The organism is Thalassospira sp. MBR-102 (assembly GCF_040549275.1).
GTDB lineage: Bacteria > Pseudomonadota > Alphaproteobacteria > Rhodospirillales > Thalassospiraceae > Thalassospira > Thalassospira xiamenensis.
In genome coordinates this window covers 570628-583346 of the sequence record NZ_JBEPTC010000002.1, presented here as the reverse complement: position 1 = coordinate 583346, position 12719 = coordinate 570628, and the positions used below count along the sequence as shown (strand labels likewise).

The 12719-nt window shown below is 55.0% G+C and carries 12 protein-coding genes; 9 read left to right on the top strand and 3 right to left on the bottom strand.

The genetic code is table 11. From position 1 onward, the window contains the following. The first annotated feature begins 64 nt into the window (after positions 1-64). Genes ABIE64_RS05985 through ABIE64_RS05975 form a run of 3 tightly spaced genes read left to right on the top strand, consistent with a single transcriptional unit; the run spans position 65 to position 2491 of the window. A complete protein-coding gene (locus tag ABIE64_RS05985) occupies positions 65-910 on the top strand; it encodes an ABC transporter permease (RefSeq protein ID WP_223304904.1) in 846 nt (281 codons plus the stop codon). A 1-nt stretch (position 911) separates the two neighbouring features. Continuing rightward, positions 912-1739 carry an ABC transporter permease gene (locus ABIE64_RS05980; RefSeq protein WP_063092408.1) on the top strand — a complete coding sequence of 276 codons (828 nt, stop codon included), beginning with the start codon at positions 912-914 and terminating at the stop codon, positions 1737-1739. Beyond that, positions 1736-2491 carry an aspartate/glutamate racemase family protein gene (locus ABIE64_RS05975; RefSeq protein ID WP_354376889.1) on the top strand — a complete coding sequence of 252 codons (756 nt, stop codon included), beginning with the start codon at positions 1736-1738 and terminating at the stop codon, positions 2489-2491. The genes ABIE64_RS05980 and ABIE64_RS05975 overlap by 4 nt, the downstream gene beginning before the upstream one ends. Before the next feature lie 19 nt (positions 2492-2510). On the opposite strand, the gene ABIE64_RS05970 is transcribed toward ABIE64_RS05975, so the two are convergent. Together ABIE64_RS05970 and ABIE64_RS05965 are read right to left on the bottom strand one after the other, a co-directional pair. Continuing rightward, on the bottom strand, positions 2511-3182 hold the full coding sequence (locus ABIE64_RS05970) for a FadR/GntR family transcriptional regulator (protein WP_354376888.1): 672 nt from the start codon (positions 3180-3182) through the stop codon (positions 2511-2513). Between the two features lie 116 nt (positions 3183-3298). Further along, complete coding sequence (locus ABIE64_RS05965; RefSeq protein ID WP_037988410.1) at positions 3299-4132, bottom strand: sulfite exporter TauE/SafE family protein; 834 nt, start codon at positions 4130-4132, stop codon at positions 3299-3301. A 238-nt stretch (positions 4133-4370) separates the two neighbouring features. On the opposite strand from ABIE64_RS05965, the gene ABIE64_RS05960 reads away from it, so the two are divergent. From ABIE64_RS05960 to ABIE64_RS05945, 4 genes are read left to right on the top strand one after another with little or no spacing between them, the layout of a single operon-like run. Beyond that, positions 4371-5315, top strand: coding sequence for a tripartite tricarboxylate transporter substrate binding protein (locus ABIE64_RS05960; protein WP_341365131.1), 945 nt, complete (start codon positions 4371-4373; stop codon positions 5313-5315). Further along, positions 5312-5863 (top strand): tripartite tricarboxylate transporter TctB family protein, encoded by a 552-nt coding sequence (locus tag ABIE64_RS05955; RefSeq protein WP_037988301.1) that lies wholly within the window; start codon positions 5312-5314, stop codon positions 5861-5863. The genes ABIE64_RS05960 and ABIE64_RS05955 overlap by 4 nt, the downstream gene beginning before the upstream one ends. 17 nt (positions 5864-5880) lie before the next feature. Next, positions 5881-7401 carry a tripartite tricarboxylate transporter permease gene (locus ABIE64_RS05950; protein WP_007088644.1) on the top strand — a complete coding sequence of 507 codons (1521 nt, stop codon included), beginning with the start codon at positions 5881-5883 and terminating at the stop codon, positions 7399-7401. Positions 7402-7419: 18 nt separating this feature from the next. Continuing rightward, positions 7420-9018, top strand: a complete 1599-nt coding sequence (locus ABIE64_RS05945; RefSeq protein ID WP_354376887.1) for a gamma-glutamyltransferase family protein — start codon at positions 7420-7422, stop codon at positions 9016-9018. Between the two features lie 119 nt (positions 9019-9137). Here the strand turns inward: ABIE64_RS05945 and ABIE64_RS05940 are convergent, their stop codons facing one another. After that, positions 9138-9677, bottom strand: coding sequence for a YHS domain-containing (seleno)protein (locus ABIE64_RS05940; RefSeq protein ID WP_354376886.1), 540 nt, complete (start codon positions 9675-9677; stop codon positions 9138-9140). A gap of 116 nt (positions 9678-9793) precedes the next feature. On the opposite strand from ABIE64_RS05940, the gene ABIE64_RS05935 reads away from it, so the two are divergent. Continuing rightward, positions 9794-10678, top strand: coding sequence for an AraC family transcriptional regulator (locus tag ABIE64_RS05935; protein WP_354376885.1), 885 nt, complete (start codon positions 9794-9796; stop codon positions 10676-10678). Positions 10679-10925: 247 nt separating this feature from the next. Next, on the top strand, positions 10926-12695 hold the full coding sequence (locus ABIE64_RS05930) for an OpgD/OpgG family glucan biosynthesis protein (RefSeq protein ID WP_354376884.1): 1770 nt from the start codon (positions 10926-10928) through the stop codon (positions 12693-12695). The last annotated feature ends 24 nt before the right edge of the window (positions 12696-12719 follow it).

The window sequence follows — 12719 nt, the reverse complement described above, 5'->3', positions numbered from 1 at the left end:
GCGCCCGATATCCTGATTTCTTTGATGATTTTTCCGGTTCAAAGGGCAGACAATGGCGTTTGATATGTCCAAACGATCATCGTATTTCCTGATCTCGCCGATGGCGCTGATCTTTGCGATCTTTCTGGTCGTGCCGTTGCTGACGATTATTGTCGTCAGTTTCTGGGACTATGACGAATACCGCATTCTGCCCGACTTCATTTTTGAAAATTACAAATATCTGCTGGGGTCATCGGTGACCTGGCAGATTTACCTTAATACCTTCAAATATGCTGCCCTGACCTGGGGCTTCACGCTTCTGATCGGGTTCACGGTTGCCTATTTCCTGGCGTTTCATGTGCGCAGCCTGACATGGCAGATTGTCCTGTTCATGTTGTGCACGATCCCGTTCTGGACATCGAATATCATTCGCATGATTTCGTGGATTCCGTTTTTGGGGCGCAACGGGCTTTTGAATTCGGCCCTTATGGGGCTGGGAATTGTTGATGAGCCGCTTGAATTCCTGCTGTTTTCGGATTTTGCGGTCGTTCTGGCGGATGTGCATCTTTACACCCTGTTTATGGTGGTGCCGATTTTCAATTCGATGATGCGCATTGACCGTTCCCTGATCGAGGCGGCGCGTGATGCCGGGGCATCGGGGTTTGAAACCCTTCGGCACGTTATTGTGCCGTTATCGAAGCCCGGCATTGCAATCGGTTCGATCTTTGTCATCACGGTCGTGATGGGGGATTTCATCACGGTGCGTTTGATGAGTGGCGGGCAGAGTGCGTCGGTCGGGCTTCAGATTTCCAATGAAATCGGGTTGCTGCAATATCCGGCGGCGGCGGCCAGTGCGGTGGTGCTTCTGGTGACCGTGCTTTTGATTGTGACGGCGTTGCTTCGCATGGTCGATATCAGGAAGGAGCTTTGAGATGGCGAAGACCCGTGAAAAGCGCCCGACAAGTTTCTATTTTCTGGCGGCCTTCTTTGCGCTGTTTGTGCTGTTCCTGTATGGGCCGATGCTGACGATTTTTATCCTGTCATTTCAGGGGGAGAATGGCGGTCTGACCTTTCCGATGAATGGATTTTCGGTCCATTGGTTCGGCAACCTGTTTGAACAGCAGGCGGTCGGGGATTTTGGCGGGTCGTTCCTGCGATCCCTTAAACTTGGCCTGATTGTCATGGTGGTGACGGTTCTGGTGTCCTTCATGGCCGGATTGGCGTTTCGCAAGCGGTTCAAGGGGGACAGCGTGATTTTCTATCTGGCGATTGCCAGCCTGATCGTGCCGTCGATCCTGATTTCACTTGGCATCGGATTGCTGTTCAATATCGTGAGCTGGCAACCGCAATGGTTTACATCGGCCCTTGGCGCGCATCTGACTTGGACCTTCCCGTTCGGGCTTTTGATCATGTTTGCGGTGTTTAACCGGTTTGATCCGTCCTTTGAAGAAGCCGCGCGTGATCTGGGTGCAAGCAGTTGGCAGACCATCTGGCATATTGTTCTGCCGATGGTGGCCCCCAGCCTGATCGGGGTCGCGATGTTTTCCTTTACCCTGTCCTATGACGAGTTTGCCCGGACCCTGATGACGGCGGGCGCGCTTAATACCCTGCCGCTTGAGATTTACGGGATGACGACCAATGTGACGACGCCCGTGCTTTATGCGCTGGGCACGGTGACGACGGGCTTTTCGTTTGTGGTGATTGCCATCGCACTTGGTTCGGTCCTTATCCTGCGGCATCGCAAGGGGCAAAAGGCATGACCCGGATCGCGGTTATCAATCCCAATATGTCGGTCGGGTTTACCGAAAAGGTTGGTGCCCAAGCACGCCGTATTGTGGCACCGGGGACCGAGGTTCTGGCGCTTAATCCGCAATTCGGCCCGGCCAGTATTGAGGGGTATTATGACGAGGCATTTGCCAGTGTCGGGTTGCTTGCCGCGATGCGCGGGCTTGAGGCAGACGGGGCTTCGGGCGGGAAGATCAGCGGATATGTGGTGGCATGTTTTGATGATACCGGTGTCGATGCCGCACGCTGTTTGACCAAGGCACCGGTGATGGGCTTGTGCGAGGCGGCCCTTCGGTTTGCGGCCATCGTTGCATCGCGGTTTGCCATCGTCACCCCGATGGCGGTGTCGGTGCGGCCGCTTGAACATCTGGTGTCGAAATACGGGGCGTCGTCGCAATGTGTGGTGCGGGCGGCGGGTGTTCGGACACTGGATTTCGAGGGCGAGAATGCGGATATGGCCTATCTGGCGCTGAAAATTTCGGCGGAAAACTGCCTTGCCGAAGATGGTGCCGAGGCGATTGTGCTGGGCTGTGCCGGAATGACCGATATTGCCGACCGTCTGCAGGCCGAACTTGGCGTGCCGGTGATTGACGGGGTCAGTGCGGCGGTCAAGCTGATCGAGGCGATGGGGATGCTTGGGCTTCAGACCAGCAAGGCGGGGGCCTATGCCAGCCCGCCGGTCAAATCCTATGACGGGATATTTGCCGCGTTTGCCCCGGTGGCGTGATCGAAGATCAAATTTCCGGTCAGATTTGCTTTAACGCCTGTTCGACCTGAACCAGATGACGGCGCATGGCGTCTTCTGCGCGTTTCGGGTCGCGCTGTTCTATGGCATCGACGATTTCGCGATGCTGGGCGCTTAGGTCATTGATCAGGCGATCCGAATGGCTGCTTTCGCGCATGCGCGCCCATGCGGCTTCGCGGCGAACGGCACTGACGGCTTCGAACACTGCCAGAAACAGGGTGTTTCGGACACTTTCGGCCAGTTTCTGATGAAAGGCCGCGTCCCATTTTTCATATTCGCCCTGATTCTGGGCCTTGGCAGCGTTTTCGACCATGGTGCGCATGGTGTCGATATCGGCCTGTGAGGCGCGAAGGGCGGCGAACCGGGCCATGGAGGGCTCGATCTCCTGGCGGACTTCCATGATTTCAAACGGGCTTGTTCGGGTGGCCAGTCCTTCAAGCTTGCGAAGGCGCGGTGTTGGCGGCGTTCCGACAAAGGTGCCCTGACCCTGACGACGCCAGATCAGACCATCAGATTCAAGCTGATCGAGTGCCTTGCGCAGTGCGCGGCGTCCGACATCAAGCTGTTCGGCCAGTTCGCGTTCGGCGATGACGCGCCCGTCCTTGACGAATTCTCCCGCGGTGAAGCTTGTTCTCAGCTTTTCTGCCAAGTCCTGGGTTGCTATGTCATTCATGGCGTTTTTTATCGTTATCTGGACGTTTAAAGCTAATCTTCTGTTCCGGGTCGCTTCCCGCGTTTTGCACCCTTGCGGTTTCATCAGCCCGGAACAGCATCAATCCCAATCAGATATCAGGAAATCAGATCATAGAACATGCGCAATGATGTGATGGCCAGAAACAGGCCAAAACAGATGCGAAGCGCGCGTCTTGGGATGGAATGTGCGATGCGGGCGCCAACCGGTGCGAAAAGAACCGTCATCGGGATCAGCAGGGCCGCGGCCAGAACGTTTACATATCCCAGCGAGAAGGGCGGCCGCCCGTCCACACCGATACCAGACATCGCATAACCAATGGTGCCGGGCAGGGCGATGATCAGGCCGATTGCGGCCGATGTGCCCACCGCACGGCGGATGTCATATCCAAGGAAGCTGAGCACCGGTACGCAGATCGTGCCACCACCGATGCCCATCATGGCCGACAGGCTGCCTGCGATCACACCCAGTATCGCCCAGACGGATTTGGGCGGGTTTTTCTGGGTATCGGTTTCGCGATCCCGGACCAGAATCATATTGGCGGCAACCAGCAGGGCGACGACGGCAAAGACAATGGTCAGAACCCGGCCATCGGCAAAGCCGCCAATCGCGGTGCCAATCAGAACACCGACGACAATTGCCGGGCCCCAGTGTTTGAGCAGGGCGATATCAACCGAACCCTTTTTATAGTGGCTTCGGGTGGATGAAATCGCGGTGGCGATAATCGTCGTGAGCGACGTGGCAACGGCGACCTGCATGCGCAGGCTTTCATCCACACCCATGGTGGTCAGGAAATGATACAGCACCGGCACAATGACGATGCCGCCGCCGACGCCCAGAAGCCCGGCCATGATGCCGCCAACGATGCCGGCAAACAGCATTGCCGCACCCCACAGCAGATACAGGCTCATGGTGCCTTCGATTTCAATCATGATGAACCAATCCAAACCAATAAAGACTATATGAATGTATTGGTACTAGCCTTGATCGGTTGTGGTTGGCAAATGTTTTGCGCTGTTAATCAGCTTAATTTCACAATTAATCCGCATTAACCAGATTTAATAGTTGCGAACCAAATGCAAGAATGCCAACAATATGGCGACAAAATGAACAAACCAAATATAAATTGGTTCAGACTCAGGTATCAAATCTCATCAGGAGGCAGAACATATGTTCCGCAAGATTGCCGTAGCCGCCGGTTTGATGGCCGCTGCCTTTGCCGCACCCGCGCAGGCGCAGAGCTATCCCGAAAAACCGATTGAATTCATTGTGCCGTGGGGGCCGGGTGGCGGCAGTGACACGTTGATGCGTATCGTTGCCCAGGGCCTTGCCGAAGAAACCGGTCAGGCCATTCCTGTCATCAATATGCCCGGCGTGGGTGGCAATGTCGGCCTTGCCGAATTCGCCAAACGTCCGGCAGATGGCTATACCATTTCGCAGATTCACGAAGGTCTTCTGGTATCGAGCCAGACCGGAATTACCGAGCTTAACTGGGACAGCTTCATCCCCGTCGCGCTGGTGGCATCGTCGCCGCAGTATCTGACGCTTTCGAAGAACGATAATTTTTCGAACTTCGAAGAAATGGTCGCCTATGCCAAGGCGCATCCGGGTGCCGTTCGCGCCGGTGTGACGCTGGGCGGGATTCCGCATGTTCATATCGCGATGATCGAAGAAGCCATGGGGCTTCAGTTTTCCTATGTCGGTTACACCGATACGGGTGAGCGTATCCGCGCGCTGATGGGTGGCAACATCGATATCGCGATTGGTGATATTTCGTCGGCCAAGCAGTTCGTCGACAATGGTGATCTGGTTTATGCCGCCGTTGGTACCGAGGAACGTACCGACGATGCACCCGATGTTCCGACGCTTAAGGAACTTGGCATGGATGCGGAACTGGTGATCACGCGTGGTGTGGTTCTGCCGAAAGGCACGCCGCAGGAAACCGTTGATGCGCTTGAAGCCCATATCGAAAAGGTCATGCAGCGCGAAGACGTGATCAAGCTGATGAAAAATGCCGGTGCCGATCCGGTGTTCTATGGTCAGGAAAAATACAGCGCCTATCTTGAAAAGCTTAATGCGACCATCGCGAAGCTTGTCGGCAAGCTCGAAGGATGACCGTCAAGGTGACGGAGGCAGCAGCAGCGGATACAGGTGTATCCGCTGCTTCGCGCGCCCGCACCGAATTGGCGCGGCTGATCTCCTATATCGTTTTTGGTGGCGTTTCTGTTGTTCTGTCCTCGATGGCGGCCGGTTTGCCGACGTCACGCTGGGAACCGCTGGGGGCGGGCACGTTTCCGAAACTTGTTTTTGCGCTGCTGGCGGTGCTTTGCCTGATTGCGGCTGTTCGCTCGATCATTGAAATCGTGCGGGCGGGTGGTCTTGCGGGTGTGGGGGCTGCCTTTACCCAGTGGCTTTATGTGCGTCGGGTCGCCATCGGTCTGTTTGTCCTGTTCGCGGTTTATCTTGGTGTTCTGCCGTGGACCGGGTTTTCGCTTGCGAGTTTTGTCTTTCTGCTGATTGCGCAATTGATGATTGCGGATGTTTCGCGACGCACGGTCATGCAGTCCATCATCGCCGCCCTGATTTTTTCGGTCGGGTTGAACCTGCTGTTTGCAGAAGTTTTCAATGTGTTCTTACCGCGCGGCGTTCTGTTCGCGGGTTAGGCGGGAAAGTTTAAATTATGCTGGATGCGTTTCTTGCCGGGGCCCATCAGGTATTTGCCTTTGATACCCTGACATACATGCTGATCGGGTCGGTTGCCGGGATTGTTGCCGCGGCCATCCCCGGTTTTACCGTAACAATGGCAATCATTCTGACGCTGCCGCTGACCTTTGCGATGGAACCGTTGCAGGGGGTGTCGGTGATGCTGTCGGTTTATGTTGGTGGGTATACCGGTGGCCTGATCAGTGCCGCCCTTCTGGGGATTCCCGGAACACCAAGTTCGGTTGCGACAACCTTTGATGCCTTTCCGATGGCGCGCAAGGGGGAACCGGGCCGGGCCCTTTCACTGGGTGTATGGGCATCGTTTTTTGGGACGGTGATTTCGACCATCGTTCTGATCGTGGCCGCCCCGCCGCTGGCGCTGATTGCGGTCAAGCTTGGCCCGTGGGAATATTTCGCGCTGATCGTCTTTGCACTGACGATTGTCGCAAGCCTTGTCGGGAATTCGTTAATCCGTGGTTTGATCGCGGGCGTCATTGGCCTTGGCATTGCGACCATTGGCCCGGACCCGATGATGGGTAAATCGCGCCTGACCTTTGATACCGATCTTTTGATGCCGGGCTTGCCGTTCCTTGTGGTGCTGATTGGTATTTTCGCGATCAGCCAGCTTCTGAGCGAAGTGGAAATTCATGGTAAGAAAGCCAATCAGGCGCTGATCCCGGATGTCATCGACTTCAAGACATGGAAAGTCATGCGCGAAGTCCTGATGGCGCCGGTCAATCTGTTCCGGTCATCGATGATCGGGGTTCTGATTGGGGCGCTGCCGGGGGCGGGTGGATCCATCGCCAACCTGCTGGCCTATGATCAGGCCAAACGCAGTTCGAAAAACCCGGAAAAATTCGGTGAAGGCTGTGCCGATGGTGTGGTTGCGTCCGAGGCAGGGAATTCTGCCACGGCGGGTGGTGGTCTGATCCCGATGATTGCGTTGGGCATTCCGGGGTCTGCGGTGGATGCCATTCTGATGGCGTCGCTTATGGTGCACGGCATTTCAGTTGGTCCGCGCCTGATCATGGATCATGCCGATCTGGCCTATGGCATGTTCATTGCCATGATCGTTTCAAGCCTGATGATGCTGGTGGTGTGTGTCGCTTCCATGCGCCTGTTCCTGCGGGTGACCGACATTCCCAAACAGTTCATCGTGCCGACCGTCATCATTTGCTGCGTTATTGGGGCGTTTGCGCTTAATAACCGTGTGACGGACCTGTATCTTCTGGGGATTATCGGTCTGGTTGGTTATGGCCTTAAATGCCTTGATTATCCGCTGGCACCGCTGGTGCTGGGTGTGATCCTGGGACCGATTGCCGAAACCAATTTACGCCGCGCATTGATGAGTGATCCCGACTGGATGACTTTCTTTACCCGACCGATTTCAGCCGTCCTTCTGGCGGCGGCGTTGCTGTCGGTTATCTTCAGTGTCCGTTCCATCCTTAAAATGCGCAAAAAGAACCGTCCCGCCACCGATGAACAGGACGGCGATTAAGCCGATCAGGAGACTCCAATGAAACTTCGTCATGACGCGCTTTATGCCTCACGCCGGTCACCGGTGCTTGCGCGCAATGTTGTATCGACATCCCAGCCATTGGCGGCACAGGCCGGTTTGCGCATGTTGCTGGCGGGCGGAAATGCGGCCGATGCCGCATTGGCATCCGCCATTGCATTGACGGTGCTTGAGCCGACGGGCAATGGGCTTGGGTCTGATGCCTATGCGATCATCTGGGATGGCAAGGAACTGCACGGGCTTAATGCATCGGGTCGTGCGCCCGCGGCATGGTCGCCGGAACGCTTTGCCGGGGCGGATGCCATGCCGCAGCGTGGTTGGGAATCTGTGACCGTACCGGGGGCCGTTTCGGCCTGGCGCACGATTTCCGACAAGTTCGGCAAATTGCCGTTTGAAAAACTGTTCGAGCCAGCCATCGAATATGCCAGCCGTGGTTTTGCCGTTTCCCCGATCATCGCGACCCTTTGGGAAAAGGGCGGCAATCTTTTGGGGAAGCAACCGGGCTTTGCCGAGGCGTTTCTGCCCGGTGGCAAGGCACCGAAGGCGGGTGAATTGTTCATCAACCGCGCGATTGCGGAAAGCCTGACAGATATTGCCGAAACCGGTGGCGAGAGTTTCTATCGCGGGCGGCTGGCGGCCAAAATTGCGGCCTTTGCCAAGGAAAATGGTGCGGTCCTTACCGAGGATGATCTTGGAAATCATAAAACCGACTGGGTCGGAACGATTTCGCAAAGCTTTGGCAAGGTCAAGCTGCATGAAATCCCGCCAAACGGGCAGGGGATTTCGGCCCTGATTGCGCTTGGTATTTTGCGCCATACCAACATCGCCGATCATGCACCGGACTCGGTCGAGGCCCTGCATCTTGAGATCGAGGCGATGAAGCTCGCCTTTGCGGATATGCATGAATATGTCGCCGATCTGGATCACATGCGTGATGTGACGGTCGAACATCTGCTGTCCGATGATTATCTGAAATCGCGTGCGGCATTGATTGATGCCAGCAAGGCGCAGGATTTCAAGGCCGGTGCGCCCAAGCATGGTGGCACGGTCTATGTCACGGCGGCGGATGAAAGCGGCATGATGGTGTCGTTCATCCAGTCGAACTATATGGGTTTCGGGTCCGGTGTTGTTGTGCCGGGCACATCAATCAGCCTGCAAAACCGTGGTTTCGGTTTCACCCTGAAAGACGGTCATCCCAATCAGGTCGCGGGTGGAAAACGCCCGTTCCAGACAATCATTCCGGGTTTCCTGATGGGGGACGACGGCAACCCGGTCATGAGTTTTGGCGTGATGGGCGGCCCGATGCAGTCACAGGGCCATTTGCAGATGACGCTTCGCACCCAGCTTTGGGGGCAGGACCCGCAAACGGCGGCCGATGCACCGCGCTGGCAGGCGCTTTCCGGGCTTGAGGTTGCCGTTGAGGCCTCGGTCGGGGCGGATGTGATCGATGCCCTGAAAGCCAAGGGGCATGCGATCAAGGTTGAGGCCCCCGATAGCACCAATTTCGGTTTTGGTGGTGCGCAGCTTATCGCGAAAACCGATGCCGGTTATGTTGCCGGTTCTGATCCGCGCAAGGATGGATGTGCCGTCGGTTACTAGTACGGGATTTGTTTTCAGGTCGGCATTCGCAGTCATCTGAAATTAAACGGGCCGGTTCATGACGTGAACCGGCCCGTTTCCGTTCATGGCCAAAAAAGATCAGGAACCGTATTTCGGTATTACTGGGCGCCAATCGTCAGGTTTTTGGGTGCCATTGCTTCGTCGGCAAGTTTTGCGTCTTCGATAGAACGGATGATATCCCAGTTGTGATCAGCACCCCGGACGAAGCCCGGAATATCTGCCAGCCAGCGTGCCTGAATTTCTTTGTTCAGGTTGAGATAAAGCTTGTTATCCACAATCCGCCATGCGGTCGGATCACCATCAAATTTGCGGCCCATCGCGGTGCCGAATGCACAGAAACCGCCATATTGCGGTGCATATTTTTCCGGATCAGCATTAAATTGATCGCGATTTTCCGCGCTGGCAAATCGATATTTCGCGCCGTCATATTCTGCGACAAAATCAGAATTTCCCAAGGTCGGACTGCCAACCGTGAAATAAGCCACGGGGTCATAGCCATGCAAGGCATAGCCTTCGACAATATTGACTTCCTGTGCGGCGATGGCGGGGCTTGCGAATGAGGCGATGCCACCGATTGCGGTGACGCCAATTGCAAGCGTAAGTGCGGCAGTCCGAAGATTGAATTTGCGGTTCGTCATTGAGGTTCTCCTTCCCGGTCGATCACCGGCTTGTGACTGGCCGGTTATCGATAATGTGAGGCATCAAGAAATGGCCTTGAAATCCTGAGACAAGCTAGCAGCGGGGGAGTGACTTGTTGTCTGAACAAACGCGCAATTTGTCTGAACACGATATTCTGTCCGACGTTTTTGGTGTGAACCATCCGCGTGGAAATGCGTTTTTTACCGGAACTTTGTGTGGTCGCAGCGATCATCAGGGGCGAGATGACAAGCCGCTTATTCAACAGGGCATATTGCATGTTTTGCGTAGCGGCTCGGTTCGTGTGTTCATAGATGGTCGTCAGACACATTTTCTGGATCGTCCGGGATTGATCCTTTTTGGAAAAGCTACCCGCCATGAGATTGAAACCCCGAAAACGGGATCGGACATCGTATGCGCGAATTTGCTTTTTCATGATGCTGGACCCGGTCCGGCCCTGCTTGGGATTCCTGATTGCCTTGTCCTGACATTTGATGAGATGCCGGGGCTGGAAATGATCACCGGGCAGCTTTTTAACGAAGCTTTTGAGATTCAGCCGGGGACGCGAACAGCCGTCAATCTCCTGATTGATCTGTTATTCCTGATGGTGATGCGACATTGCCAAAAGCATGGATTGATGCGCGCGGGTATCCTATCTGCTTTGCGTGATCCAAGAATTTCGCGTGTCGTTGGGGCACTTTACAATCGTCCGGGGCACGGTTGGTCGGTTGAAAGTCAGGCGGAGCTGGCAGGCATGTCGCGTGCGGCTTTTGCGCAGTTATTCAGAGATTTGCTTGGAATATCTCCCGGGGAATTTTTGCAAACCATCCGCCTTGAGCGCGCCCATGCGCTTTTGCAGGCGGGGCAGCGTTTGCAATTCGTCGCGGGCGAGGTCGGGTATCGCAGTTCGACAGCACTTGCGCGGGCTATTTTGCAGAAATACGGCGTATCACCCAGAATGTTGCAGGGTGATTTAAAGACCGCGTCTGTGGCGATCCGTTAATCATTGCACCGCATAAAATTTTTTCTTTCTAGTCAAGCTGGAAATCACTGCTTTCCAGCATGATAGCCCATGCAAAAATGCCGCTTTGAGACTGGTCAGGACAGGCGTAAAGACGCACGATACGGAATTTGAAATGCTGGCAGCACCGGATTCTTATCAATATGCTGTCACATTGCTGCCCCGTTCTTTAAGCAAAACATCTTTGGCGGGAAAATCGCCGATCAGTTGGAAAACTCAGACGGGAAATATGTACAGATTTCAAAAGCGTGTCACCAGTGTCTCGGTTCATGCTCTGCTTGCGGTTGCGCTGGCGGGGTTTTTAACGTTTGGGGCGAGTGGCCCGGTACACGCGCAGGATAGCAGCACCACGACCGAAACTTCGTCAGGCGAGCAGCCTGCTGTACCCGTACAGGCCGAGACGGCCAGCCCGGCAGCAGAAAGCACAGAGCCAACGGCGGCGGATGGTGCCCAAACCCCTGCTGATAATCCTGCTGATAATTCTGTGCAACCTGCTGAGGGTGCGGCGGCACCAGAGACGGCTGAAAAACCGGCGGTTTCCGTGCCAGTGCTCTTTGATCCCGCACAGGTGATCGAGCGGGCGCGCAATCTTGCAAAGCAACCGTTCGAGAACCCGCATCGTGAGCTGCCCGAAGCACTGGCAAATCTTAGCTCCGATAATTATGCGAAGATCCGCTTTAAATCCGAGAAAGCATTTTTCAGTCAGGCGAATTCGGGTTTCGCACTGGACCTTTATCATCCGGGCAACATGTATGACGTGCCGGTTGCCATAAACCTTATTCGTGAAGGTCAGGTGCAGGCTGTTCCCTATTCTGCGGGATTGTTCGATTTTGGCGAGACCGGCCTTTCGGGTAATGATTTCTCGACACAGGGATATGCCGGTTTCCGTCTGCGATATCCGTTGGGGAATGTTGCAGGCAGTGATGAACTGGCGACGTTCCTTGGCGCTTCCTATTTCCGCATTCTGGGGCGTGATCAGGTTGCCGGGCAGATGGCACGCGGCCTGACCATTGATCTTGCCGGGCCGTCCGGCGAAGAAATCCCGGTATTTCGTGAATTCTGGATCGTTGCGCCCAAACAAGGCGAGCGCACGATCACGGTATTTGCGCTTCTTGATAGCGTGCGCGTAACCGGTGCCTATCGGTTTGATATTCGTCCGGGTAACAACAGCAAAGTTGATGTCAGCAGCACGCTGTTCTTCCGGGATCGTGTCGAAAAGATCGGCCTTGCGCCATTGAACAGCATGTTCCTTTATGGCGAACAGAAGCGCCGCCGCCTTGATGATTATCGTGGTGAAGTTCATTCAAGTGATGGTCTTTTGATCAATAACGGTAAAAATGAATGGCTTTGGCGGCCGCTTGATAATCCGGCAAATCTGCAAATCAGTTCGTTCCTGGATGAAAATCCGCGCGGCTTCGGGCTTTTGCAGCGTGACCGGAACTTTGACCATTATCAGGATCTCGATACCCGTTTCGATCAGCAGCCGGGATATTGGGTGACGCCAAAAGGTGATTGGGGCAAAGGGCATGTTGAACTGGTCGAGATACCAAGCCCGAGCGAAGGTAACGACAATATTGTCGCCTTCTGGGTCCCGCAGAACAAGCCCGAGGCGGGAACCGAGCTGACATTCGAATATAAGATTGCGGCAACACAGGATGGAAGCGACCTGCACAAGCTGTCACAGGCGACCGATACGCGCATCATGCGTATCCAGTCTGAGGGTGATGACGCACAGGCGGCAACCCGTTTCATCCTGAATTTTGCCGGTGAAGAGCTTGAATATTATCTGGCGGACCTCGACAATCTTAAAGCCAATATCAGCGCGTCCAATGCCGAAATACGTAATGTCCGTATCATGAAGGATTCGGAAAATGGTGGGGTTCGCGTGATCTTTGATCTGATTGGGACAGGTGATGCCCAAAGTTCAAATTTACGTGCCTTCCTGCAATATGACGACAGGGTGCTGAGTGAAACCTGGACAATGCCGTGGGTGTTTTAACGCCTTTGGCCCCAATCCCGCGGG

What these genes read in the sequence shown, in the direction of transcription:
- ABIE64_RS05985 (WP_223304904.1), top strand. Translation starts at nt 65, where the DNA reads ATGTCCAAACGATCATCGTATTTCCTGATCTCGCCGATGGCGCTGATC.
- ABIE64_RS05980 (WP_063092408.1), top strand. Translation starts at nt 912, where the DNA reads ATGGCGAAGACCCGTGAAAAGCGCCCGACAAGTTTCTATTTTCTGGCG.
- ABIE64_RS05975 (WP_354376889.1), top strand. Translation starts at nt 1,736, where the DNA reads ATGACCCGGATCGCGGTTATCAATCCCAATATGTCGGTCGGGTTTACC.
- ABIE64_RS05970 (WP_354376888.1), bottom strand. Translation starts at nt 3,182, where the DNA reads ATGAATGACATAGCAACCCAGGACTTGGCAGAAAAGCTGAGAACAAGC.
- ABIE64_RS05965 (WP_037988410.1), bottom strand. Translation starts at nt 4,132, where the DNA reads ATGATTGAAATCGAAGGCACCATGAGCCTGTATCTGCTGTGGGGTGCG.
- ABIE64_RS05960 (WP_341365131.1), top strand. Translation starts at nt 4,371, where the DNA reads ATGTTCCGCAAGATTGCCGTAGCCGCCGGTTTGATGGCCGCTGCCTTT.
- ABIE64_RS05955 (WP_037988301.1), top strand. Translation starts at nt 5,312, where the DNA reads ATGACCGTCAAGGTGACGGAGGCAGCAGCAGCGGATACAGGTGTATCC.
- ABIE64_RS05950 (WP_007088644.1), top strand. Translation starts at nt 5,881, where the DNA reads ATGCTGGATGCGTTTCTTGCCGGGGCCCATCAGGTATTTGCCTTTGAT.
- ABIE64_RS05945 (WP_354376887.1), top strand. Translation starts at nt 7,420, where the DNA reads ATGAAACTTCGTCATGACGCGCTTTATGCCTCACGCCGGTCACCGGTG.
- ABIE64_RS05940 (WP_354376886.1), bottom strand. Translation starts at nt 9,677, where the DNA reads ATGACGAACCGCAAATTCAATCTTCGGACTGCCGCACTTACGCTTGCA.
- ABIE64_RS05930 (WP_354376884.1), top strand. Translation starts at nt 10,926, where the DNA reads ATGTACAGATTTCAAAAGCGTGTCACCAGTGTCTCGGTTCATGCTCTG.